Raw genomic sequence first — 26,369 nt, forward strand, 5'->3', positions numbered from 1 at the left:
AAAAGGGGGATTTATACTGTTAAAAAAATCAAATGAGTTTTATTTTAATACCAATTTTGAAAATACTTTGTATTTGATTTTGAATTTATCTACAAACTTAACCCCCACTAAAATTGGGGGGTTATAATTCATAAATAGATCCTATTTTTCTAATGGATGATTGTCTTCTAAATATAATTCTATAAATAGCTGATTGCAATCTTTCTGGCAATTCAAAAAATTTAGCTTCATACTCTGTATAATACAATCCTTTTTTCTTAGAAATTAAACTCGCTGGTATAAAAATTTCTTCTCCTATTTTATCAATATATATTATTACAACATCATCTTTCTTGAAGATATCATGTTCCTGATTTATGGAAAAAATTATCCCTTCTGCTCCAAAAACTTTACATCTTGCAGGTTTCATTTTTGATTTTAAAACATTCCATATAACTGGGGTTAGTTTTTCTTTTAATAATGGTGTAATTTCGTTTTTATAACCTATTAAAAATTCGAAATTCCAAAAAACTTTTAGTTTTGATTTTTTTGTTTCTCTTTTTTCAATAATTTTTATAACATATCCATACGGATTTTTTAATATTACCTGAGCTTTTGCTATTAGCGGGAAATCCTTTGTTGTTATTTTTACTTTTAATATTGATCCTATATTAATTTGATCTATTGTTCGTACATTAACATATAATGTATCTCCCAAAACTTTCTCAATAGATCCTGTTAATTCAATCAATTCTTCTCCCAAACCTTCATATCTTAAATTAATCGTTCTTGACTTCAAGGTTAATTCAGAAAATTTACCATTATCAAATTCTGTATAATAAATCTTTATTGCTTCAATAGCCGCATTAACAACATTTTTATCGTATAGTTTTCCAACATTTTTTTCCAGATATTCAATTATGCTTTCTGTTTCTTGATTTCCTGAAAGAACCATATTTTCGTCAATATAATTAGCCACTATTAAAATATTATCTTCTATACATAAATTTTTTTTCTTATAGTATCCCGTTCCTGCCATATTTTCATGATGGTTTAATGCTAAATCTACATAAGGTTTCATTAAAATATTACCAAAAAACATTTCTTCAAGTCTTTTTAAATGCATACTTATCATGGGATTCTTTTCATTGCCATTTTGTAAATCAAATAGTTCCTCAAGGGCTTTTTCTGAAAACCATATATATCCTATATCATGAATAAATGATGCTATTTGTAATTTATAAAGACTTTCTTCATCTAATCCTAATAAACTTCCTATAATATTTGTTAAATCTGCAACTCTCAAAGAATGTTCATATAATACATCAGAATGATTTTGAAGAAGCATCAAATAATTTTTTACAAAAGCATTGATAGAATATTTAGAATATTTGTTAAAATAAACCGCATCAATATTCTTTTCAAATATAGAAATAAATCTTGAAAACACATCTTTATTATCAAATACTATCTCATCTTTATAAATCAAATAAAAAAAACCATAATTTTTTCCTTTTTCTGGCAATAATATTGTTTTTATAATAAAATTATCAAAACGATTGTTTATCAAAAATGAAAATTCATTAGAGAATGTAATCCTAAAATTAGATTCTCTTCTTTCTTCAAAAACATCATACATTTTTTGTGGAACTTCAAATACAACATCTTCGGAATATTCAAAATACTCCTTATTTAGATTATCAAAAGTAAATATATTTAAAAAGCTTGTACCTTCTAAATTCACTGCAAGTCCTATAAACAATTCTTTATTTTGAAATAACGTTCTTGAAAATATATTTATTGCTCTTTTAATTATTTCTAAATTAAAAATTTCCATCACCCCATTTTTCCATTTTACTTTGTAGTATTACTTGGCAGGTATCCGAATTATAAAATATGTATTATTTTCATCTGATTTTTCAATAAATTCTATATGATAATTACTCAACATTACAGAAGATATATTTATGACTTTTTTCAATTCTTTATTATTCAGTTCTATAGAATTGATTTTTGTATTTATTTTTAAATAATAATAACTTTTTTCTTTTGTTAATGATATTTCAAAATATTTATTAGATGTATATTTTAAAACAGATAAAATTATATTCATAATTGCATTAAATATAATCTTTCTAGAACCATATATTTGTGCATCTATTATTAGCCTTGTTTTAAAAACAACCTCTGGATTAAGAAACTTGATTTTATTTTCAATTTCTTTCAAAATTTCGTTTATATGAACTATTTCTATAGATTCTGCATTATAAAAATTGGATTTATACCTAGAAATAGCTTCTTTTATACGATTAACAGATTTTTTTAATTCATTTGATATTTCAGGGTTTTGTGATTCAAAGAAAAAGGAAACTAAATTTATTCCTGTAATAGCACTATTAATTTCTTGTATTAAATCCCAGGATACAAAATTCATTAAAAGTGTTTCTTTAGCTAATTCAGAATAATTTTCCAAAATTTTATTCAATTCTTCTGAATGTTTAATAATTACAACTTTCATAAAAAAATCTTTTATTTTCTCGACAATCTCTTCATCAATATTACAGTCTATATATATTTTATAATATTTATCTTTAATTCTCAAGCTATTTTTTTCAGGGGTATTTGAAGAAAGGAGTTTTACATCTACACCAAATTTGTTTTTAATAGTTTTTATTACATTATTCATAAATTCTATTGCTGTATTTGTTTTTGAATATATATCAACAATTAATTCAAAAATATACGCATAATTTTTAAATCTTTCTCTTTCACTATGTATTTCTTCGAGTAAAATTATATTATATATTGCTGGTAAAATATATGCTTTAATTCTAAAAAGAAAATCCAAATCTTTCTCACAGAATTTTTTATCCTTTCTATTTAAATTCATAATTCCTATTAATTTCTCTTTAAAATACATGGGAAAAATAATTGATGAAATAACATCATTTTTTTTCTTTTTTATATTATATTTTTCAAGATCTTCATCATTAATTATTATTGGTTTTTTCTCTTTTAAAAACATTTGATCAATTTTACCAGGAGATATACTATCAATGTCAATATTTAAATTTTTTTCTATTTTGAATATAATGTTATTATTTTCATCAAAAACAATCAAAGAGCCTGAATAAACATTCAGATTTTTTATAATATCATTAAAAATGGTGTTTATATATTCATTAAATTCATTAAAAGATAATGTAGATATAAAATTCATATTAAACACCTCATAATAACCCCAAAGTCTTTTTCCACCTTTTTACTCTTTTAACATTCTCTTTAACTAATTCTATTATATTTTCTGGTTCAAAAGGTTTTTCTATAAAATCTGTAGCTCCAAGTGTCAATGCATGTAAAACATAATCAGGACTTGAATATGCTGTCATCATAATAACTGTAGTTAGTGGTGATAATTTTTTTACTTTTCTTAGAACTTCAATTCCATCTAAATCTTCCATAATTATATCAAGTAAAATCACATCATATTCTGTACTTTTTATAAGCTCTATTGCTCTGTTTCCACCTTCAGCAACATCCACATCAAAATTTTCACTCTCAAGTACTTTTTTCAACACTGTTCTAATGATATTATCATCATCTACTACTAGTATTTTCCCCATACTCATTCCTCCTCGAAAAATTTATTGATTTTTAAGAATTTTATAAATTCATCTGTTAATTGCGGATCAAACTGTTTCCCTTTATTTTCAATAAGTTCTTTAGTTGCCATATTCACAGACAAGGCATTTCTATATGGTCTTGCTGTCGTCATAGCATCAAAAGCGTCAACCACTGTAATTATTCTTGACTCAAATGGTATTTCCTCTCCAGTTAGTCCATCAGGATATCCTTTTCCATCGTATCTTTCATGATGATGTCTTATTATTTTACCTATTTTTTCAAATCCTTCAAATGCTTTAACCAATTCCTCTCCTTTAACGGGATGTTCCTTAATTTTTTCAAATTCTTCCTCTGTTAATCTTTCTTTTTTTAATAATATACTTTGGGGTATTGAAAGTTTTCCTATATCGTGTAAAGCACTGGCAAGAAAAATATCATTTATAATTTCTTCTTTTCCTATTATTTTCGCAAGTGATGTTGCGTAATATGATACTCTCTCAGAATGACCTTTTGTATATGGGTCATAAAAATCAACCGCTTTTAAAAAGGCAAATGCAGTATTTTTTAGAAATTTTTGCTGTTCACTATATAATGTTTTTGATACTAAATATATCGAAGCTATTTTACTCATTACTTTTATTAAATCTTTTTCAACTTTTTTTATTATTTTATCTTTTAAATCAAGTATAATATATCCATGTAATTCAAACGTTTTCAAAGGTATAATTAAGCTTTTATTAGACTTTATAATATTATTTTTTATAACATCAAAATTTTTTATATAATTACAATAAAAATTTTCTATTTCTCTAATTTCATGAAATTCTTTAGTTAAAATAGCTGTATCTAACAATAGTTTTTTATTATGTCCTAAAACCGAAGCAAATCTAAAAAAATCTCCTTCTTTATATAAAACACAACCCGAAGATATTTCAGGAATTAATTCAACAAAATAGGATAATAATTTACCAAAATAATTTTTCATGGATATATCTATAGATATATTAGTTATTAAATCTGTAACTCTAATAAATCTATTATTCAATTCTTCTAATTCATTATATGCATTTTCCAATTCTTCATATGCTTCTTCTAATTCTTCTTTTAAAGCTAACAATTCTTCATAGCTTTTATCCATTTCTCAATCCTACTTTCTTAATTATCTCTTTTGCTATATCATACGAAGGTAAAACTTTATCTGCTCCTCCTAATTTAATAGCTTCAGCGGGCATTCCAAAAACTACTGCAGTTTCTTCAGATTCTGCTATAGTATATCCATTTTTTTCTTTAATTTTAACCATGGCATTTGCTCCATCATTTCCCATACCTGTCATTAACACACCAACAGTTTTATTACCAAAATGCTCTAACACTGATTCCATCATAATATCTACAGATGGCATAAAAATATGGGGTGGAGTTTTAGATAATAATATTTTTAATCCATTCAATCCTTTTCTTAGTTTTAAATGATATCCACCCTTACCCACATAAACATAACCTGGTTTAACATCCATATCATCATCTGCCTCAACAACCTTTAATCCACAACTATTATCTAATCTTTCTGCATAGGTTCTTGTAAACTTCTCTGGTATATGCTGTACCAGGAAAACTGCAGCATTTAAATTTGCTGGTAATTTGGGCAAAACATCATATATTGTCCTTGGACCACCTGTAGATATCCCAATAGCTACTCCATAATAATCCATTTTAATTGGAGTTTCTATTTCTATTGCTTTTTTATCTACATGATCATACGATATTTTCTTTTCAGAAAAAAATTCTTTTTTTGCTTTTTCTGATTGAGAAAAAATATATGCAGCATGAATTTTTTTAATCAATTCATCTTTTAAATAATATAAATCATCCAGCTTTTCAATATAATCAAAAGCTCCTAATTCAAGTGCTTCATATGCAATCACTGAACTTCTTTCTCCTAAAGAAGAAACAACAATAACAGGAATATTCTTTTCTTCAAGAATATATTGTAATGCCGTTAATCCATCCATATTTGGCATTTTTATATCCATTATTATAACATCGGGGTTTAATTCATTTGTTTTTTCAATTGCATCAATTCCATCTCTTGCCACCCCTATTACCCTCAATTTTTTATCTGATTCAATCAAAATCTTTAATACTTTTCTAGTTAATGGTGAATCATCTGCAATTAGAACATTTGTTTGTGAAATATCGATCACCTCGATCTCTTTAATTTTATATTTTTCTTTTGTAGTTTTTTATCGTTTCCTTTGTCTTTCTCAATAATTTTATTTTCATTGCTAATTTTTTCATCCTTTGGTTCTTCTATTTTTACTTCATTTTTTGGTTTATCACTAGCATTTTTCTTATTTAATTCTATTTTTGATTGATTTTTTTTAGATATCTTGCTATCCACAAATTTTGAACTAATATTATTTAAAGATTTCAATTCATTTTTATCTAAAATATTATTTAAATCTAAAAGCAAAATTGATTCATTATAATATTGTCCTAAACCTTTAATAAATCTATTATTTGACTCAAATTTAATATAATCCATAGTTATTAATTTATTTACTGAATCAACTAAAAATCCAACTAATTGATTTTCGATATTAATAACTAAAATTCTAGATAATTCTGTTATTTTAATTTCTTTTGAATTTCCAAATCTGCTTTTCAAATCTATTATAGGAACTATATCTCCTCTTAAGTTTATAATTCCTCTAATATACTTTGATGATTTTGGAATTTTTGTTATTTTGTTTATTCTATTTATTTCTTTAACTAAATTCAATTTAATTGCATACTTTTCATTATTTACATTAAATAATATATATTTATCATTTCTCTTCTTTTTCTCAACTATATTTATAGTTTCACTTTTTTTATTTAAATTTTTAATTTCATCTGTCAATATACTATTTAAATTTAATACTACTGCTGAATAATCATCTGTTTTTATATAACCGCTTAATATACTTTTTTCTTTAATCGGTAACTCTTTTATTTTTTTAACTTCTACTAGTCTATGAATACTTTCCACAATTACACCAAGCTTATAATCATCAATATTTATTATTACTATTTTTGTTTTTTCTGTAATATTAGATTCAATATTATATAAAATTTCTTTTAAATCTATTACAGGAATAATTTCTCCTCTTTCAGATATAATGCCCTTTACATAACTCTGAATATTGGGAACTTTATTTGGCTCAATATAATTAATTATTTCAAAGATTTTTTTTAATTCAAATCCATATATCTCATTATTTACTTTAACTGTAACTACTTTTTTTAATTCCAATTTTCTTATTTGCTTTTTATTATTTTTTTTCGCATTGACACTTAAAGATTTTGTATTTTTTATATTTATAATCTTATTAATATCTAATATAAAATATTCTTTATTTTTGCTTTTAATAATAGAACTGATGTATTTGGTTTTTGACTCAATTTTCTCATCGTATTTATTCAAAATACCATTTATTGAATCTACCAGTATTCCAAACTTTCTATGTCCATTTATAATAATAATTTTTGAAAATGGAATATTATTACTCTTTAATCCTATTTTAGTTTTAAGATTAATGATAGGAATAATTTCTCCTCTCAAATTTATTAATCCTTCAACATATTTAGGAGATAATGGAATTTTAGTTATCTTTTTTAACCCTATTATTTCTGATATATCTTTCATTGATATACAGTATTCTTCTTTATTAAGCGAAAATATAACATAATTCATATATACACCTTCTTTAAAAAGTGTGTCTACAAAAATTCTATGATTGTAAATTATTCGACTGATTCATTATTTCCTTAGTTACTTTAAGCATTTCATTTATTCCTCTTTCATGTTCTAATGAAGCTTTTAATGCTTCCTCTATAGAAGCAAATGATTCTTCTACTGCACTTTGAGATTGTTCAACGGCTTTTTTAGATTGTTCAATTGCAATTACAATTTCTGAAACAGAGTGAGAATTTACTTCATATTTATTCAATAAGTCTTTAATAGTTTTTTCTATTTCATTAATTGAATATAATGCTGAATTAGCTTCTATTATTTCAGAATATGTCCTTTTTTGATTTTCATATACATTTTCTTCTGATATTTTAATATATTCATCAATTTCTTCTATTACATTTTTTATTGATTCTAAATTTTCTTCAGATGTTTTTGAAAGCTCTCTTATATCATTTGATACTACATAAAAACCATTACCATATTCACCTGCTCTAGCAGCTTCTATAAATCCATTTACAGCCAACATATTAACCTGTATAGACATTTTTTCCATTTTTGAAATACTATTATTTATTAATTTAAAATTAGTGGCTAGTTTTTTAATATTTAAGTATATGTCAGAAAAGCCTTTATTTGTTTTATTTATATTATCTACTAAATCACTTACTTTTAACTTACTATCTTTTATGTTTTTTAAAATTAATTCAACAGTTTCTTTATCTCTATTATTTATTTCTAATAATTCATGTGATAGCTCCTGAAATTTTAAAACCAAATTATTCATATTATCCATTTCTTCTGCAAAAACAGATGAAATTTTTTCTAATTGTTCTAAATGATGTTTAATGCTTTCAGAACCATGATAAGCTTCTTCTATTATGCTAAATAACTCATCAATTGATGAAGATAACAATAACAATGAATCCTTGTCTTCAGTAGAATTTAATATTTGTTCCGCTATATCAACTAAATTTTGAGCTGCTTGAGAAATTTGATTAAAAGCCTCTTCTTCTTCTTGCAATGATATTGATATTTCCTCTGATTCTTTTGCCACTTGTTCAGAAAAAGATACAACATTCTCTGCTGAAGCTAAGTATTTCTCTGATATGTCTGCAAATTCCTCAATTATTTTTAATTCTTTATTTAAATTACCTTTGATTTCTTCAAATGTTTCTTTTACATCATTAAATATCTTATTAATATCATTACCTAAATTTCCTTGTTCTTCAAAAAACTCATTTATCTTTTTAACATCTTCAATCACATAATCCATGCTATTCTTTAAATTATTAATATTATCTTCTATATTTTTTGCATTTATTTCAGAAACTTCAGCCAGGTTCCTTATTTCATCTGCAACTACTGCAAATCCAACTCCATATTCTTCAGCCCTGGCTGCTTCAATTGCAGCATTTAAAGATAACAAATTCGTTTGATCAGCAATTAATACTACTGAACTAATAATCTCTGATATTTTTTGTGATTTTTCTTTTAAAACTGTAATATTTTCATTAGTGTCTTTGTTATGCTCTATAGTTTTATTTACAGAATTAATCAATAAATCTACACTATTAATTGATTGCAAAATTTGAACCTGTGATTTATCTGTTTGATAAAATATATCATTAGCTTTCTTTTTTATTCCTTCTGAATTTTTATTTATTTGATAAATAGCAGCTCTCATTTCATGTATAGAATTTGAAATTTGTTCAGTACCTGAACTTATTTGCATCATCGATTTTGATAATTCCTCAATACTTGAACTTATTTGCTCCACAGCTGCTAATAATTCTTCAGAAGATAATGTTAACTCTTCTGCCATTGCTTGCCTTTTTAAAATAGTTTGTTTCTTTGCTCTTTCAAGGGCTTTTTGTCTTGCTTCTTCTCTTTTTCGCTTTAATTCTTCATCTTTTACTTTCATTATCCCTGGAGTTTTTTGCGATTCTGGAGAAAGTAATTTTTTTTCTTTCATATAAATTCCCCCATTCTTATTTAAATTATTTTATATTTTTTCATTAAATCTGTATCTACTTTTCTACTATTTACCATAGCATTTATTATTTTCCCCTTTAAACTTTGTCCTATATACATATCTTCTGCACTTATTTCTAATACACCATTTATGTTCAATGAAAAATTAACTGCAATCCTCGCTTCATTTTTCTTCCATTTATTAGAAAATTTAAACTCAAAATTTCCAAGATTAACCATTTCATTATTTTTTCTCTGTAAAACTTTAATGATAATAGTATCTTGATTATCATGTGTATTTGTAAAAATCTCAGTTTCCGATGTTGGATAATGCATACCTTTTTTTAATATTTCAATAAAATTACCTTCATCATCTAAAACACCTAAAGAATGTGGTAATATATCCTTTAAAATAATATTATTTTTTCCTTCTATAACCTGAGAATATATACCTGCTCCTTTAACAACTAACTCTTCAGGATTTAAATCTGATATTATTTTTTTATCTGGAAATATCTTTTTCACTAAATCTTTGAAAAAAAATAGTCTAGATGATCCACCTACAAATATTATTTCACTTATATCATCATTTGCATTTTCTATTATTAATTCTTTTATTTTCTCTATCAATTTATTTGAAATATTTAAAAATATATCCCTCGTTATATTTATATTCAAATGATACGGTCTATTATTTAATGTTGAAATATATGGAATTACAATATCAGTATTATCTACAACAGATAAGTCTATTTTTGCGCTTTCCACATGATTATATATTTGTTGTAATGCTACAGGATCATTACCTAAATTTATTCCATCTCTTTCATATATCGTATTAACTATCCAATCTACAATTGACTTATCAAAATCTATTCCACCTAGTTCTGAACTTCCACCTGTTTTTATAACATTAAAAACATCATTTTTTATTTCCATTAAAGTTATATCAAATGTTCCACCGCCAAAATCAAGAACTAATACTTTCTTATCTTTCTCATTAATTCCATATGCAATAGCAGCCGCTACAGGCTCATTTAATAATTTTACTACATTTAACCCTGCCAAAGATGCTGCTTCCAATACACCATTCCTTTGATTATCATCAAAATATGCTGGAACGGTAACTACTGCATCTGTTATTTCTTCATTGACTATTTTTTTTAATTTTCTAAAAATAAAACTCGCTATTTCTTCTGCTTTAAATTTCTTCTTATATATAATATATTCTTTTCCTTTTCCAAGATCTCTTTTTACATTTAATACTACTCTATCTGGCCTTATATACATTTGTGACTTTGCTAAATCACCAACTAATATTTCATTTTCTTTTCTAAAAAAAACTATAGAAGGAGTAATTCTACTACCTCTCTCATTGACAAATATTTCTGAATTTGCTATTAAAGAATTCGTTGTCCCAAAATCTATACCTACTATCAAATCAGTCCCTCCAAATATTCGAGGTTTTCTTTTGCTTCTTTGTTATCCGGATTAGCTTCTAATGATTTTTTTAACAATTCAATAGCTTCTTTTTCATATCCATTTTCAGCTAATATCACAGCTGCATTATTTAATGCTTTTGATTTTATTTCTTCATTAGTTTCCGCAGCTTTCATATAATAATGAAATGCAAAAAATATATTCCCATTATCATCATATTCTAAAGCTTTTTTAAATAAATTATCGGAATTAAAAAAAGTATTTAATCCACGACCTAGAATTTTCATTTAATCAACTCCTGAATTTCTTTTGCTATTTTCTTTATATCAAGTGATGCTCTTGATTTTGGGGCGTATTTGGTTATAGGTATTCCATGACTTGATGATTCTATAAGCTTTACATCGTTTCTAAGAGGAGTTAATACTTTTTTATCTCCAAAAATTTTCTTTAATTCACCTATTATTTCCTTTGAAATTTTTGTTCTTTTATCAACCATTGTAGGAATTACACCTAAGAATTTTAAATTAGGATTTTCTACATTTACCTTATAATATATTTCCATCATTTGAGATAATCCAACTAATGATAAGAAATCACTTTTTACTGGAATTAACAAATAATCTGAAGCATTTAAAGCATTTATTGTTAATAATCCTAAACTTGGAGGAGTATCTATAAAAATATAATCATATTCATTATGAAAATCTATTATTAAATCTTTTAAAACAAAATTTCTTTCTTCATATGATGCTAATTCAATCTCAAGTGCTGATAAATTTTGGTTTGACGGAATAATATCTATATTATGAATATTTATTTTTTCATCTTTATATTTTCCCGTATTAATATAATCTACAATCATTTCATATATTCCATACTTCACATCAAATGGATTAATTCCAGCATATACTGTGGAATGTGCTTGTGAATCAAAATCTATTAATAATGTTTTTTGGGATTTAAAAACATGAGATAAATTAAAGGCTAGTGTAGTTTTCCCACTTCCACCTTTTCTATTAGCAAAAACTATTACTTTTGCCATTGTATCACCATTTCAGAAGGTTTTAAAATTAATACTATATCTCCATTTCCTAATATAGTAGAGCCATATATGAAGTTATACTTTAAATATTCTGGTAATGATTTTACTAAAAATTCATTTTCTTCTATAATTTCATCCACTAATATACCAATATTACCATTATCAATTAATATAATTGGTATTAAATCATGTTTATACTCTCTATTGCTAATTTCTTCAAAAGTATTATCTTTATTTTCTATTATTCCTTTTAAAGAAAAAATTGGAATTATTTCTTCTTTATACTCTACAAATAATTGATTAGAATAATTGTGTATTTTTTCTTTATTTACTTTTATTATTTTTTCTACTTCTTCAAATGGGAAAATATATTTTTCATTATCAACTAAGAACATAACTCCATCTATATTAATAATTGAATTTGGTATTTTTAATGTAATTTTTGTTCCCTGATTTTTTTTGGTTTCAATATATACTTTCCCATTTAATTTCTCTATATTATTTTTAACAATATCCATCCCCACACCACGGCCAGAAATTTCAGTAACTTCTTTCGCAGTGCTAAATCCAGGCTCAAAAATATAATTAATAATTTCTTCATCTGGAATATTTATATCATATCCTAATTCTTTTGCCTTTTCTTTGATCTCTTCTACATCTATTCCTTTTCCATCATCTATAACTTCAATAAAAACATAGCCACTTTCGTAAAATACATTTATTTTAATTAATCCAACTTTATTTTTTCCCAATTTTTCCCTTTCTTCTGGAGTTTCTATACCATGATCAATAGCATTTCTAATTATATGAGTTAATGGATCAGATAAATTTTCTAATAATATTCTATCTATCTCTATATTTTCCCCAGAAAATTCATATGAAATTTTCTTGTTTTTTTCTTTAGCTAATTCTCTTATTAATCGTTTATATCTATATAATAATTCTTTCATTGGAGTCATTTTCAAGCTCAATATTTGATCTTGAATGTTCATTATTATTTTATCTAAATTAGCAAAAACCTGTGTATATTCTTTATATAATTCTACTGACACCTTATATAATTCTTTTAACAAATAAGAAGAGGTATTTTTTATAGTTACTAATTCACCTACTAAATTCATAATGGTATTTATCTTTTTTATATCTACTCTAACAGTATCAGAAAATTCAATTTTATTAATAACTTCATTAGATTGTTTATTAAACAATATATTATCAAACTCTTTTATAGCATTTTTTATACTCTCTTTATTATTACTCTCTATACATTTTATGATTTCTTGGAATTTATTAGTTAATTTTTCATTTCCAAATCTTTTTAATGCATTTTCTATTGGTTTTTTCATTCTGTTTATTTGAGACATATTATAATTTTCCGCATTCAATAAATATTCAAAAAATTGTTCTTTTAAATTTATTAACATTTTTTTTATAACTTCATTTGTGCTTTGTTTCTTTTGTTCATATGCATTTGTATTTTCATCTTTATTTTTTAAATTCATCATATAGCTAGATATATCTATATCGACATTTTCATCATTATATGAACTAATGATCTTTTTTATCAAGTCCAATCCATCATATAATAAATCTATATTTTTATCATCTTTTCCTGATATTTTTAAGGATAAATCTTCTAATTTATGTGAAATTTCCTCTATTTTTTTTATTTTTTCTAAATATTTTTCGGGAATATCCATAGATAACAGTAGCCTTGATGTTCCTTTAAGACTATGGAATCCCCTCATTATTGAATTTATTAAGTTTATATTACCAGTTTCTTCTAAATTTACCAAATTAACTTCAATTAAATTTATATTTTCTTGTGCTTCAGAAGAAAACTCTTTTATTGTATCATTAATAAAATTCTTATCAAAACGCATTTTCATTTTAATCCTCTCCAAGTGCAATTTTTACACTTTCTATTAATGATTCAGGATCAGATGGTTTTACTATATAAAAATTAGCTCCTACTTCAAATCCTTTCATTTTATTAGTAGCCTTGTCTAATGTAGTTACTATAATTATTGGTATGTCTTTATAATTTTCATCTTCTCTAATCTTTTTTATCATTGTATATCCGTCCAAATTAGGCATATTCAAATCCGTTAATATAAGATCTATATTTTCTTCTCTGTATAATATATCTAACGCCTTTGCACCATCTTCTGCTTCAAGCACCTCATATCCTGCCGCTTTTAAAATACTGGCATGATAACTTCTTGTCATCTTGGAATCATCTATTACAAGGATTTTATACATTATTTTTCCCTCCTTCAGATGGTTTTTGATATAATATGAAACCGTTTGCTTTTACAATCCTAAACGCATTTGTTATTCTGTTTATAGACTCTGAATGACCTAAAAATATATAACCACCATCATTTAAAATTGTATAAAATTTAGTTATAACCTTTTTTCTAATTTCATCTGAAAAATATATAAACACATTTCTACAAAAGATAAAATCATAGTCATCGTCTAACTTTTCATATGTTTCATCTTCAATTAAATTAAGATTATATATATTTACTTTATCTTTCACTATATCCTTTACTTTATAATTATTTCCTTCTTTTTCAAAATATTTTGATAAATATTCTTTGGGCACATCTCTAACAGAATAATCACTATATACTGCACTTCTTGCTTTTAATACCATTATTGGATCAATATCAAAAGCATCTATTTTATAATCAAAACTATAATCAAGCATTTCTCTTAAAATTATAGATAATGTATAAGGTTCTTCTCCAGATGCACTACCAGCAGATAACACTTTAATATATTTATTATTTTTCCTTTTAATCATATCATTTAATGCATATTCTGCAAAAACCTTTAATTGAGGAAACTCTCTAAAAAAATATGTTTCATTTATTGTTATTTCACTTATTAACTTTTTTAACTCCATCTCAGAGTACTCGCTTTTTACTAAAAAATTGTAATATGTTTCAGGATTATCTAATGCGAGTTTTTTTATCCTTTTAATAACTCTATTTTTAAAAAAATACATCCTTTTCTCTTCAATATATATTCCTGTTTTTTCATATATATAATCTCTTATTTTATTATAATTTATTGTATCTACCATTCTTTCATCTCCAAAAAAACATCATCAATAATTGCTTTAATTTCTTCGGAAAAATTCCCTTTAACTTCTTGAAGATACTCTTTTAGAGAGGTTAATCTCCTTTCATTTATTATTTCAACAGCTGCCAGTATTCCTTCATCATTTAAATATTTTATATTTTCCTTCAATATATCCTCAATTTCATCTTCAAACAAATTATTTAAAACAATCAAAATATCGTATTTATATGTATCAAAATCCTCTGACTTCAAAATATCTATCAATATTTTCCCTAATTTATTTTTTAATTTCTGATATATTTTTATATTTTTATAATTCCTGAAAATATATTCCAGAAAATCATTTATAATCATTTTTTTATGTTTATTGCTAGCAAAAAAATCTATGCATTCAAAAACATTTTTTCTGCTGAATATATATTTCGAATATGGTATAATCAAATATGGTTTATTTAATTTTTTAATTTTTTCATCTATTATTTTATCTGTTTTTTCATTACCTATTAAAGATAACGTTTCAAGTATAGTGGTAATTAAAAATGGATTTTTTGCTGTTTTTAATTTTTCTGAAATTTCTTCAGCATATTCATTTGCTCCTAATAATCCCAAATACTCTATTGCTGCAATTTGATTGTTTATATCTGGATCGTTTAAACATTTAGCTATATATTTAATTGCTTCTTTTTCTTTTGTTCTATAAAGACCATCTAATGCATATTTCCTAATATCTTTATCTTCACTTTCAATTAATTTTCCCAATACTTTAATTTTCTTTGACATACTTAAAAGGGATAATGCAAATTCCTTTAATAGTAATTTTTCGTCACTTAATAAATCCAAAAATAATTCATCTGGAATATTCTCTAAATTTAACTGCTTTAAAGTGTTGATTATGGCTTCTTGAATTATTATATTATTTTCATATTTTAACATTTTAAATAGATCTTTTGCATATTTGTTCTTTTGCCCTTCAGCAATTATCTCAAGCGCTTTTAAAAGATCTTTTTCATTAGAAGAATATAACATATTTTTTATATTCATCATAATCTCTCCTTTACTCTAAACCTCATTAAAATTATACCACATTTAACAGCAACTATAACATATCTTTAATTCCATATTACTTTAATAATTTAAATTCCGTTTATTATTTTCTTTTTTATGCTATAATTATAATAATAGATATTTTTAGAGGTGTTTAATATGAGAATTGATATTAATAATTTAAATACTCCCATTGCTATAATTGATATTGATGGAAACATTCTTAATACTAATTTTGCTTTTGACATTTTTTTTAAAGAAAAAATTTTATTTAATTTAATTTATCCTTCTTTTCATTCTATGCTAAAAAATATTATGAAAAATCATTCTACATTTTATTTATCAGAAAGAAAAAATAATAAAATCTTTAAAAATAAGAACTATTTTAGTTTAAATCTTCATCCTTTAAATGAAAAAGAATATATTATGGAATTATATCCAAAATCAAAAGAAGATATATCTAAAATAAGTATTAATACTGAATTTAAATATCTTTATTCACTAACAGATTTTTATAATAAAAGTCTATCTTTTTTATTCTCAATTCAATATTTAAACAAAGATGAACTCGAAGAAAATTTTATTAAATTAATTCAACATAATGATTTTATTTTATTTGTTTCAAAAGAGAAAGAAAGCCCCTATTATTTTGAATTTTTTGAAAATACTTATTATTATAAATTAAAAGGAGATATCCCTTTAAATATAATTCCTCTTATTAATAATTCCATTGAAACATTATCAAAACATTCTGAAAATGTTTTTAACATATTCTCTAAAAGAGAAGGAACAAAGGTATTTGATTATCTTGAAATTGCCAATAATTTAATCGTTGGTATGTTTCATGAAATAAACAACCCTTTATCTATTGTTTTAATGAAATCAGAAATGTTAAGTAATTTAATAGATGAAAAATATCAGGAATATGTTAAAAGCATTATTGATAATGTATATAGAATAATTGAAATTACAGGACTATTTAAATCTTTAGTAAAAGGTGAAATTTCACAAACTAAAATTGATTTAATAGAAATTCTAAAAAATGTTGTGAAGTTTATGCGCTTTAAAGCACCTTCAAATATAAAAATAAACTTAAGTTCTAATTCGTGGGAACCACATTATATTAAAGGTAATAAACAAGAGTTAATGATTGTTTTTTCAAATTTAATAGAAAATGCGATTGAAGCTATTAAAAAAAGAGGTTTCATCAATATTTTAATTAATGAATTCCCCACTTTTTATACTGTAATAATTGAAGATAATGGAGAAGGTATTCCTAAAGAAAATATTAAGAAAATTTTTGAACCATTTTTCACAACAAAGTCCAAACATGGCATGGGATATGGCTTGTTTTTTGTATATAATATATGTTTAAAGCATAAAATTGAAATTAATGTTGATAGTGAGATAAATAAAGGAACTAAATTTATATTAAAAATTCCTAAAATAAAGGAGGAATAAAAATGGCCTGGAAGGTTTTAATTGTTGATGATGAACCTGGCATTAGAGAAGTTTTAAAGGATTATATTGAAATGAATTTTGAACACACAAAAATTGAAACTGCAGAAAATGCAGATATAGCTTTGAAAAAAGTAACTGAAGACCAATATCATATTATTTTATTAGATATAGTAATGCCTGGACTTGATGCTTTTGAATTCTTAAGAAAGGTTAAAGATTTAAATTCACTTATACAGGTTATTATGATTACAGGAAATTCTACAATGGAAAGAGTATTAGAATCTATTGAAGCAGGCGCTGATGATTATTTATTAAAACCTTTTTCAACTAAGGAGATAGAAGAAATTCTAAAATGTTCATTTGCAAAAATAGAACGCTGGAGAAATGCCTTTAGAAATTCATTTTAGACGAAACCTTAAAAAGGTTTCGTCTAATTTATTTTTTTGATTCTAAAATTCAAATCTCTTAAATTAATAAATACTAATATTACTCTTTTGTAAACTCTTTGTGTTTTCTTAAATTTTTATTTAAATTTGAGAATGCGTGGATTAAATTTTCTAAACTTCTATTAATATTGTATATTTCAAACAATTTTATATATTCTTTATTTTCTATTCCAAAATATATATATGTATTTCTATCAAATTCAATTTGAATATATTTCTCACTAAGCTCGATAAATTCTACAATATTATTATTAATTTCTTTTATATTTAATTCCTTTAATATTAAATTTTCAAATCCCACCTTTTCTAATATTTTAATTTTTTCATCATTTTTTTCGCATAATAGTGCTTTTTCCACAAATGGAATGATCTTTATTAATGTTTTAAATCCTTTTACCAATAAATTTTCTTTAGAATTTAGATCATAAGTATTATTAGTCATATCACTTATGATTTCTAAAACATTATTATACATTTTTTGTATTTTTTTATTTATTTCTAATAATTGATAATTTTTGAATTTTAATTCTTTATTCAATTCATTTAGTTTATTCTTTTCTAATTTGTTTTTTAAAAATATTTTTGCTATATAACCAAATAATTTCAATATATTTATTGAATCTTCAGAAAAAGTTTTATTGCTATTAGCATCTATATCAAGTGTAAATTCCATCCATATTTTTTCTGTTATTTTCATATGATAAGCCATCGTTTGTTTTATTGGAGTTGATGCTCTTTTTATTATCTTGTATGAGTATTCAGACATATTATCCTTTGTTTTTTCAATTATATTCCCATCCACAAAAATTAATCCCTCTTTTAAATTTTTAGCTTTTATAGAATGAGTCATATTGCATAATAAATTTTTATTATGTCCTACAGTTGCCAACCATGTCCAAGAATTTTTTTCTGGTATAATCATTATTAAAGAACCATAATCAGCTTCTGGCACTATTTTAATAGCAGTTTTTAACAATTCATCATAAAACTGATCCATATCTTCATTTTCTTTAGATATAGCTTCTAATAATGAGATTAATTTTGGAATATTATCTATAACATTTTGATTTAATTCAAATGGCATTTATATCACTCCATATGTATATTTTTAATCTCTCTAAATTTTGCTGCTTCTAATATGTTTTTCACTTTTTCAACCATATTTTTATCCTCATCACTTAAATCTTCATTATTTTCCATTTTAATTAATATTCTATCTAAATCATTATAACTAATACCCATTGCATATTCATCTGTTATCCCGGGAATTAAATCAGGTGAAGGTGATTTATTTATTATTTTTTCTGGTATATTTAAATTTCTTGCTAATTCAAATACCTGTGTTTTATACAAATGCATTATTGGTTCTATATCCACAGAATCATCACCATATTTCACATAAAATCCTGTTTTTAATTCTGTTTTATTTGTTGTTCCTATTACTGCATAATTTATTTGTTCTGCATAAAAATATAATAATACCATCCTTATTCTATGTTTTATCCTATAATATGCTAAACCCTTTAAAAAATCTTTATCTCCTCGATTTTTTAAATCATTTATATAACTTCTTTTTTTAAACTCTTTTTTTGCATAACTTTCTTGAATTTTTCTTGGTATAAAAAATGTTGGTGGCTCTAAATTATATACACCTATTTTTCTTAAAATCGGAGATATTTTTACAATTTTATATTCAATTCCTAAAAAATCACATACTAATTTAGCATCTTCCATTGTTTCTGGTGATGAATCTCTTTCTGGTAATATTAAACCATTTACATTTCCCTTTCCTAACGAATCAACACATAATTTTCCAACTACAGCAGAATCAATTCCGCCACTTATACCTATCATAGCACCATTATATCCATATTTTTCAATATTTTCTTTTATAAACGATTCTATTTTTTTAATCATATAATTCACCTCACAGAAGAAATAAATTTTGTTAAATTATAATGACCTATTTAAAACACTTTTCCATCTAAGTAATTTTCTCGTACTATATTCCATAACTTCTTTTATATCTTCAAATGAAAATGGCTTTATTAAATAATCATCAGCTCCATTTTTAATTGAATTTAAAATATTATTATAGCTATTATTTGCTGTTGTTATTATCACTTGTATTAATGAATTTATTTCTTTTACTTTTTTTAAAAATTCAAATGCATCCATTCCTGGCATTACAAGATCGAGAAAAACTATTTGCATGGATTTTTTTTTATGTAATATATTCAGTCCTTCATCAGCACTTCCAGCTTCAAATATTTCAACATTTTCTAAAATGTTCAAAATATATTCTTTCAAAAATTCTCTTGATGTATATTCATCATCTACTATTAAAATTTTCCATTTCATTTTTATTTCCCCTTTCATATAACTTCTCTATCTCATTAAAACCTTCTATAAAAGCTTTTACTACATCTGGAGAATATAATATATTGCTTAATCTCTTTATTTCATTAAAACCTTTTTCTAATGGTTTCGCCGGTTTATATACTCTTTTAGAAACAATTGCATCAAAACTATCCGCAACACCTGTTATTAATCCTTCTATAGATATTTGATCTCTTCTTAATCCTTTTGGATAACCACTACCATCCCATCTTTCATGATGATTAAGCGCTATTGACGCAGCAAGTTTTAAAATGGCCGAATTCGAATTAGACAATATTTTATATCCTATTCCAACATGTGTTTTCATTATTTCAAATTCTTCATTTGTTAAACTTGCAGGTTTTAATAGTATTTTATCTGGAATTCCTATTTTTCCCATGTCATGTAGTGGCGCAGAGAAATATATATTATTAATAAAATCCATATCTAATCCAAGATTTTGTGCAATAATTTTACTTATTGTTCCAACCCTTTTTGTATGTTCATATGTTTCGTTATCTCTATATTCTGAAACTAAATACATCTTTTCAAGTAAATCAAATACCAAACTTTGATTTTCGTTAAATAAATTTTCCAGAATTTCTAAAGATTTTATATTTTCGTTTAACAGGCTTCTTAAAAACAATGTTTTATTTTCATAAAATATCTTAGTTTTTATTATATTATTTAGCCTTATTTCTAGTTCATCAAATCGAATGGGCTTTACTAAAAAATCATCTGCTCCAGCATTTGCAGCTTTTCTTAAATCTTCCTCACTATTTGCTGTCGTAAGCACTATAATTGGAATATTTATACCATTTTCTCTTATTTGCTTTATTGCTTCAAATCCATTCATAACTGGCATATATAAATCTATTATTATCAAATCAATGGTATTATTTAACACTAATTGCATAGCTTCTTTTCCATTAGTTGCTTCTACAGGAAGATATTTCAGTTCTTTTAAATATTCTATTAAAATATTTCTTGAAGTATAATCATCATCAACTATCAATATCTTTTCCATTTAGCTCACTCCTAAGAAAGTTTCCTATTTCCTCCTTCAATAAATAATATTCTTTTTTTATCTCTTCAAAATCTTTGTATCCGCTATATTCATATTCTATTTTTTCTGCTAATTTTCCCATTTTATTTGCTGAAACATTTTTTGATGATCCTTTTATAGTATGTGCATAGAATCTTATTTTTTCTTTATCATTTTTGTTTATAGACTCTTCTAATTTTTCTATGTTTTCTTTTAAATCTATTAAATACTTTTTTAGTATTTTCTCTGCTAATTCTTTTTTATTTAATACGCGTTTTAAATATTCTTTTTTATCAAAATGAATACCTTTTATACCATTAGACGCTTTATTTTTTCCATTTGTTTTAGTATTTTCTTTTTTTATTAAACAATACTCTTTTATTTTTTCATAAATCATATCTGGGCTTATAGGTTTTGTAATAAAATCATTCATTCCAATTTTTAACGCTTTTTCTTTATATTGCGACATTGCATGTGCTGTCATTGCTATTATTGGTGTATCTTTATTTAATTCTCTAATAATTCTTGTTGTTTCATATCCATCCATAACTGGCATCTGTATATCCATAAAGATTATATCATATTTACTAATTTTTATTTTCTCTATTGCTTCTTCTCCACTTTCTGCTAAATCTACTATTATATTAAAATTCTCTAAAATAACTTTCCCTACTTCTCTATTTATTTCATTATCATCAACTAACAATACTTTCATATTTTCAATTATTTTATTTTTTTCAATCTTTTCTAATTTTTTTAATTTTAAAATGTCATTCCTAAATATTGAAATAATACTCTCAATTAAAACTTCTCTTTTTATCGGTTTTGGTATAATAGCGTCATAATTTAGCTTTGTTATTTCCATTAAATTGTCTAATGTAGAAGATAATAATATTTTTTTTATTCCTTTTAATTCTTTAATTTCATTTATTTTTTCTGTAAATTCTATTCCATCCATAATTGGCATGTTTTTATCTATTAATAATAGGTCATATTTTTTTTCTTTTAACTTTTTTAGAGCTTCAACTCCATTTACTACCTCTTCAATATTCAAATTTAATTTTTCAAGATATTTTCTCATTATAAAACGATTTGTTTCATTATCATCTATTATTAACACATTCTTTAAGGAAAAATCAATTGATTCACTGTCATTATATTGTTTGCTATTTTCAGAAATTTCAAATGGGATTCCAATATAAAATGTCGTTCCTTCATCTACTTTTGAGGTTATCTTTATTTCCCCACCTAATAAATCTACCAATTTTTTTACAATACTCAATCCCAATCCTGTTCCTCCATATTTTCTGGATATTGTTATATTTTCCTGGATAAATGGTTTAAAAATTCTTTTTCTATTTTCTTTTTTTATTCCTATACCTGTATCAATAACTTTAAATAAAATAATCGGTGTTTTCTTATTTTTTTCAAGAGATATAAATATGTTTACTTCTCCCTTAGAAGTAAATTTTATAGCATTGCTTATTAAGTTATTTAATATTTGCTTTAACTTAATAGAATCCCCTATTAATTCTTTTGGAACGTCATCTCCTATATAATAGTTTAATTCCAATCCTTTTTTATATGATTCAATAATATTCGCATCTATTGCTTTCTCCATTTCCTTCTCTAAATTAAATTTTCTTTTCTCTATTATCATTTCATTTGCTTCAAGTTTTGAAAGGTCTAATATATCATTAATTAAATCTGTTAGAATATATGCGCTATTTTTTAACATTTTTAGATATTTCCGTTGAGTATCGTCTAATTTTGTTTTTTCAAGAATATATGTCATTCCTACTATACCATTAATTGGTGTTCTAATATCATGACTCATATTTGATAGGAACATTGTTTTAGCTTCATTGGCTTTTTTAGCTTTTATTTTTTCATATTCAGCTTTTCCAAAAGCTATTTTATATTTAAAATATACCGTTGCTAAGTTTCCAATCATTTCCATTAATTTCTTTGCTTCTTCTGAAAAGTCTTCATCTTTATCATTGTCAATAAAAATTCCAAAATATAAGTCATCTATTATTTTATTTATATACATCATTGTGCTTTTTATTGGTTTTGCTGCTTTTTTAAATTGTTCTTGAATTTCATCTTTTGGAATACTCAATATATTTTTTATTATTTTTATATTTGGTAACCTTTCTATATTGAAATAAAAATCATTATTTACAATATGTATTTTTCTTAAAATTTTTATATCATGGCCAATAGCGCTTAAATAATTTATTATATTATTTTTTGCTAAAATAACACTCCCATATTTTCCTTCTGGAATTACTTCTATTGATTCTTTTAAAATTCTATTGCCAAATTTTTTTATATTTTGTTCTTTAAGAATTACCTCTGTTATTATATTTACTATCTTTGATAATATGTTATATTGATGTTTATTTTCTTTAGACAGTTTTTCATATTTCTCTTTTTGTTTTATTAAGTTTTTCATTGTTTTTTTGTATTTTTTTCTAAATATATAAAGACTTATAGATACTGTAAAAAATAATATTAGAAAAAGTATAAATACATTTAAAATCCATAATGGTATTATATATTTTACCCCAAAAATTTTTTTTGATAATGCTTCATAATAAATCGAATTTTTATCAGATTTATATTCTTTTATATATTTATCTAACTTATCTACCATATCTTTATTTAATTTCCTTGATATATTAAAATATATTTCTAAAGGATAGTAATATACATAATATCCTTGAATATCTATAATATTTTCTAAATCATCTGCGTCAATAATGGCTATATCTGCTTTCTTGTCTTTAAGCTCTTTCAGTTTTTCTTCAAACGAACTAACTATTAAAACTTTTTTACTAATCTTTTCAAATATTTTATCTAATTGAATTCCTCCACTTCCTTTTTTTATAACAAATGTTTTTTCCTTTAATTTTTTTAGATCAAATTCTTTTTCAGCAATCATACCTATCCACTGTGAATACAAGGGTTCCTTATTTGTTATATAATTTGAATTCTTTTCATCAAAAACAAAAAATGGCGCCAGGTCAATTTCATCATTTTCTACTTTTTTTAATATCTCTTCTCGTGTTCCATAAATAAATTCTAATTTCCAACCTTCTTTTTTCGCAATGTCTTTTAAAATATCAACAACAAATCCTTTATATGTATTATTTTCTCTATAATAAAAAGGTTTTTCATCAAATATTCCTATTTTTAATGTAATGCTATATGAAAACGCCGTAAAAATCAAAAATATTATTATTATTATTGTTTTCTTCATTTAACCACCCTCTATTTCATTGGTACTAAAATTTTTATTTTAGTATTTTGATTATTCTCAATAATTAAATCCATATGAAAATTATTTAATACTTGTCTTATGATATCTATTTCCAAATCTTTTTCTTTTATATTTATTTCGTTTAATATTATCTCAATCAATCCCATTTTCTCATTTTCTTTATTAATGTTTATTATTATATTTGTGTTTGTGTTTATTTTCTTTTTCAAAAAATGAGCTATTTTAAAAATATCAATAAAAAGAACAGTTAATGCATTTTTAAATATCTTTTTATCTACATATAGCTCTATTTCAGTTCTAAAATTTTTCCCTATTTTAATTTCAAATATGTTTATTTCATTTATTATTTCATCTATTATGTTATTTAAAGATGTTTTTTTAACATCAGTCTTAACATATTTATTTTTATAATCTTCAATTGTATTTTTTATTCTATCAAGAGATGGTTTTATTTCTTTTATTTCATTTACACAATCATCTCTAATTGTATATAGATTTAAGTAGATTCCTGAGAGGGCACTATTTATTTCTTGAAAGACTTCCCAAGAAGTAAATTTAAGTATCATATTTTCTTTTGAAGTTATTAGAAGATTATCTATTTTTTTATTTAATTCTTGTAACTTTTTCAGGTTTAATAATTGTTCTAAAAATATGAAGATTCTACCAAACTTTGTTATATCTATTTCTTTCTTTTCATCAAAAAAGCTTAAAATCCCATTTTTATCAATGTATTCTAATTTCACATGAAAGTATTCGTCATTTATTTTTATAGAAAATAGTTCTTTTTTTTCGCATTTTTCAAATTGAGCATCTATACTAAACCTTTTTCTTATTTCTTCTTTTATTTTATTTATAAATTCTTCCTGAGTTTCTGTTTTCTCAAATAGTCCAAGCATTAAATCCATTAATATTGTATAATTTTCGAGTTCTTCTTTTTGTAAAACAATTTTTCTTACAAAGTAAATATTTGACATTATAGAAATAAGTATTTTTTCATAGTTTTTTATCTTTTCCACATCTTCATCAAAAAATAATGAATTTTTTTTATTTAAATTTATTATTGCCAGCAACATATCATTTAAAAAAATAGGATATATTATTGATTCTTTAATTTCATTATTTTTTTTATATAAATATTTTAATTCCGGTATTATATTAAAATCTGAAATTCGGTACATTTTTTTCTTTCTTATAACAAATTCGTCTATCTTTCCTAAATTCAAAGATTCTATAGACGTTTTTACATTATATAAACTTTTAAAAATTATATTCTTTTTATCATCAAAAATAAAAATAGTTCCAGAATCTGCTTTTGTTTCAATTAATATTTTTTTGAATAACTCTAAAACACCTGTTTCACTTGTTTTAAAAGGTATTTCAGAATAAAATTCCATAATTTCACCTGCTTAATTAATAAAATTTTATTTTTTCATTACATACAATTATACTACATTTTTATCTTATATTATAAAGATATTAAAAATGCTTTTTTCTATGTTTTAAACTAAATTTAACCATAAAATAAGCCGATATATGTTATGATTATAGAGAGAAGGTGATATTATGATTTCACCAGTCAGTGGAGTTTCTTATCAATATTCTCCACAAATTTCAACTAGAGTTTCAAGTAAAGCTGTTCAAACCGCCAAACAAACATCACAAGACTTTGAGGACCTTTTAAATGCTATTGTTTATAAACAAGATGGTTTAACAAGAAAGCTTGTGAGAATTGTTGGAGAAATGTATCAAGGACAGAAACTTGATATTCTCGCATGATGCGGGCTATTTGCCCGCATTTATTTATTGTAGATAAAGGAGGAATT

The 26,369-nt window shown here is 23.8% G+C and carries 23 protein-coding genes; 3 read left to right on the forward strand and 20 right to left on the reverse strand.

Annotated elements, in window-relative coordinates:
• Positions 1-121: 121 nt before the first annotated feature.
• The 14 genes from ACZ5CK_RS09990 to ACZ5CK_RS10055 are packed head-to-tail and all read right to left on the reverse strand — an operon-like array spanning position 122 to position 15,926.
• Entirely contained in the window at positions 122-1,816 is a 1,695-nt protein-coding gene (locus ACZ5CK_RS09990) for an HD-GYP domain-containing protein (protein ID WP_464581666.1), read from the reverse strand.
• Positions 1,817-1,846: 30 nt separating this feature from the next.
• Positions 1,847-3,199 carry a GAF domain-containing protein gene (locus ACZ5CK_RS09995; RefSeq protein WP_464581667.1) on the reverse strand — a complete coding sequence of 451 codons (1,353 nt, stop codon included), beginning with the start codon at positions 3,197-3,199 and terminating at the stop codon, positions 1,847-1,849.
• A gap of 10 nt (positions 3,200-3,209) precedes the next feature.
• A complete protein-coding gene (locus tag ACZ5CK_RS10000) occupies positions 3,210-3,602 on the reverse strand; it encodes a response regulator (protein WP_464581668.1) in 393 nt (130 codons plus the stop codon).
• Between the two features lie 2 nt (positions 3,603-3,604).
• Positions 3,605-4,741, reverse strand: coding sequence for an HD-GYP domain-containing protein (locus tag ACZ5CK_RS10005; RefSeq protein WP_464581669.1), 1,137 nt, complete (start codon positions 4,739-4,741; stop codon positions 3,605-3,607).
• The gene (locus ACZ5CK_RS10010) at positions 4,734-5,807 is read right to left on the reverse strand and encodes a protein-glutamate methylesterase/protein-glutamine glutaminase (protein WP_464581670.1); all 1,074 of its coding nucleotides are present in this window, start codon (positions 5,805-5,807) and stop codon (positions 4,734-4,736) included. Before ACZ5CK_RS10010 ends, ACZ5CK_RS10005 begins: the two co-directional genes overlap by 8 nt.
• Entirely contained in the window at positions 5,804-7,339 is a 1,536-nt protein-coding gene (locus ACZ5CK_RS10015; RefSeq protein WP_464581671.1) for a chemotaxis protein CheW, read from the reverse strand. Before ACZ5CK_RS10015 ends, ACZ5CK_RS10010 begins: the two co-directional genes overlap by 4 nt.
• A gap of 37 nt (positions 7,340-7,376) precedes the next feature.
• The gene (locus ACZ5CK_RS10020) at positions 7,377-9,311 is read right to left on the reverse strand and encodes a methyl-accepting chemotaxis protein (protein WP_464581672.1); all 1,935 of its coding nucleotides are present in this window, start codon (positions 9,309-9,311) and stop codon (positions 7,377-7,379) included.
• 20 nt (positions 9,312-9,331) lie between these two features.
• Positions 9,332-10,750 (reverse strand): Hsp70 family protein, encoded by a 1,419-nt coding sequence (locus ACZ5CK_RS10025; RefSeq protein ID WP_464581673.1) that lies wholly within the window; start codon positions 10,748-10,750, stop codon positions 9,332-9,334.
• Positions 10,747-11,037 carry a tetratricopeptide repeat protein gene (locus tag ACZ5CK_RS10030; protein WP_464581674.1) on the reverse strand — a complete coding sequence of 97 codons (291 nt, stop codon included), beginning with the start codon at positions 11,035-11,037 and terminating at the stop codon, positions 10,747-10,749. The genes ACZ5CK_RS10025 and ACZ5CK_RS10030 overlap by 4 nt, the downstream gene beginning before the upstream one ends.
• On the reverse strand, positions 11,034-11,792 hold the full coding sequence (locus tag ACZ5CK_RS10035) for a ParA family protein (RefSeq protein WP_464581675.1): 759 nt from the start codon (positions 11,790-11,792) through the stop codon (positions 11,034-11,036). Before ACZ5CK_RS10035 ends, ACZ5CK_RS10030 begins: the two co-directional genes overlap by 4 nt.
• The gene (locus ACZ5CK_RS10040) at positions 11,780-13,681 is read right to left on the reverse strand and encodes a chemotaxis protein CheA (RefSeq protein ID WP_464581676.1); all 1,902 of its coding nucleotides are present in this window, start codon (positions 13,679-13,681) and stop codon (positions 11,780-11,782) included. The genes ACZ5CK_RS10035 and ACZ5CK_RS10040 overlap by 13 nt, the downstream gene beginning before the upstream one ends.
• A gap of 1 nt (position 13,682) precedes the next feature.
• The gene (locus ACZ5CK_RS10045; RefSeq protein WP_464581677.1) at positions 13,683-14,054 is read right to left on the reverse strand and encodes a response regulator; all 372 of its coding nucleotides are present in this window, start codon (positions 14,052-14,054) and stop codon (positions 13,683-13,685) included.
• Positions 14,047-14,886, reverse strand: coding sequence for a CheR family methyltransferase (locus tag ACZ5CK_RS10050; protein ID WP_464581678.1), 840 nt, complete (start codon positions 14,884-14,886; stop codon positions 14,047-14,049). Before ACZ5CK_RS10050 ends, ACZ5CK_RS10045 begins: the two co-directional genes overlap by 8 nt.
• Complete coding sequence (locus ACZ5CK_RS10055; RefSeq protein WP_464581679.1) at positions 14,880-15,926, reverse strand: HEAT repeat domain-containing protein; 1,047 nt, start codon at positions 15,924-15,926, stop codon at positions 14,880-14,882. The genes ACZ5CK_RS10050 and ACZ5CK_RS10055 overlap by 7 nt, the downstream gene beginning before the upstream one ends.
• 162 nt (positions 15,927-16,088) lie before the next feature.
• Here ACZ5CK_RS10055 and ACZ5CK_RS10060 point away from each other — a divergent pair, with 162 nt between their 5' ends.
• Positions 16,089-17,390 carry a sensor histidine kinase gene (locus ACZ5CK_RS10060; protein WP_464581680.1) on the forward strand — a complete coding sequence of 434 codons (1,302 nt, stop codon included), beginning with the start codon at positions 16,089-16,091 and terminating at the stop codon, positions 17,388-17,390.
• Positions 17,391-17,392: 2 nt separating this feature from the next.
• Positions 17,393-17,797 (forward strand): response regulator transcription factor, encoded by a 405-nt coding sequence (locus ACZ5CK_RS10065; RefSeq protein WP_464581681.1) that lies wholly within the window; start codon positions 17,393-17,395, stop codon positions 17,795-17,797.
• A gap of 79 nt (positions 17,798-17,876) precedes the next feature.
• Here the strand turns inward: ACZ5CK_RS10065 and ACZ5CK_RS10070 are convergent, their stop codons facing one another.
• Genes ACZ5CK_RS10070 through ACZ5CK_RS10095 form a run of 6 tightly spaced genes read right to left on the reverse strand, consistent with a single transcriptional unit; the run spans position 17,877 to position 25,940 of the window.
• Positions 17,877-18,920, reverse strand: coding sequence for a hypothetical protein (locus ACZ5CK_RS10070; RefSeq protein ID WP_464581682.1), 1,044 nt, complete (start codon positions 18,918-18,920; stop codon positions 17,877-17,879).
• Positions 18,921-18,925: 5 nt separating this feature from the next.
• Positions 18,926-19,753, reverse strand: a complete 828-nt coding sequence (gene nadE / locus ACZ5CK_RS10075) for an NAD(+) synthase (RefSeq protein WP_464581683.1) — start codon at positions 19,751-19,753, stop codon at positions 18,926-18,928.
• A gap of 36 nt (positions 19,754-19,789) precedes the next feature.
• On the reverse strand, positions 19,790-20,197 hold the full coding sequence (locus ACZ5CK_RS10080; protein WP_464581684.1) for a response regulator: 408 nt from the start codon (positions 20,195-20,197) through the stop codon (positions 19,790-19,792).
• Entirely contained in the window at positions 20,169-21,242 is a 1,074-nt protein-coding gene (locus ACZ5CK_RS10085; RefSeq protein WP_464581685.1) for an HD domain-containing phosphohydrolase, read from the reverse strand. The genes ACZ5CK_RS10080 and ACZ5CK_RS10085 overlap by 29 nt, the downstream gene beginning before the upstream one ends.
• Positions 21,220-24,525, reverse strand: coding sequence for a response regulator (locus tag ACZ5CK_RS10090; protein ID WP_464581686.1), 3,306 nt, complete (start codon positions 24,523-24,525; stop codon positions 21,220-21,222). The genes ACZ5CK_RS10085 and ACZ5CK_RS10090 overlap by 23 nt, the downstream gene beginning before the upstream one ends.
• Positions 24,526-24,536: 11 nt before the next feature.
• A complete protein-coding gene (locus tag ACZ5CK_RS10095; protein ID WP_464581687.1) occupies positions 24,537-25,940 on the reverse strand; it encodes a hypothetical protein in 1,404 nt (467 codons plus the stop codon).
• A 169-nt stretch (positions 25,941-26,109) separates the two neighbouring features.
• Here ACZ5CK_RS10095 and ACZ5CK_RS10100 point away from each other — a divergent pair, with 169 nt between their 5' ends.
• Positions 26,110-26,322 carry a hypothetical protein gene (locus tag ACZ5CK_RS10100; RefSeq protein WP_464581688.1) on the forward strand — a complete coding sequence of 71 codons (213 nt, stop codon included), beginning with the start codon at positions 26,110-26,112 and terminating at the stop codon, positions 26,320-26,322.
• Positions 26,323-26,369: the final 47 nt, after the last annotated feature.

It is taken from the genome of Marinitoga okinawensis, assembly GCF_055387075.1.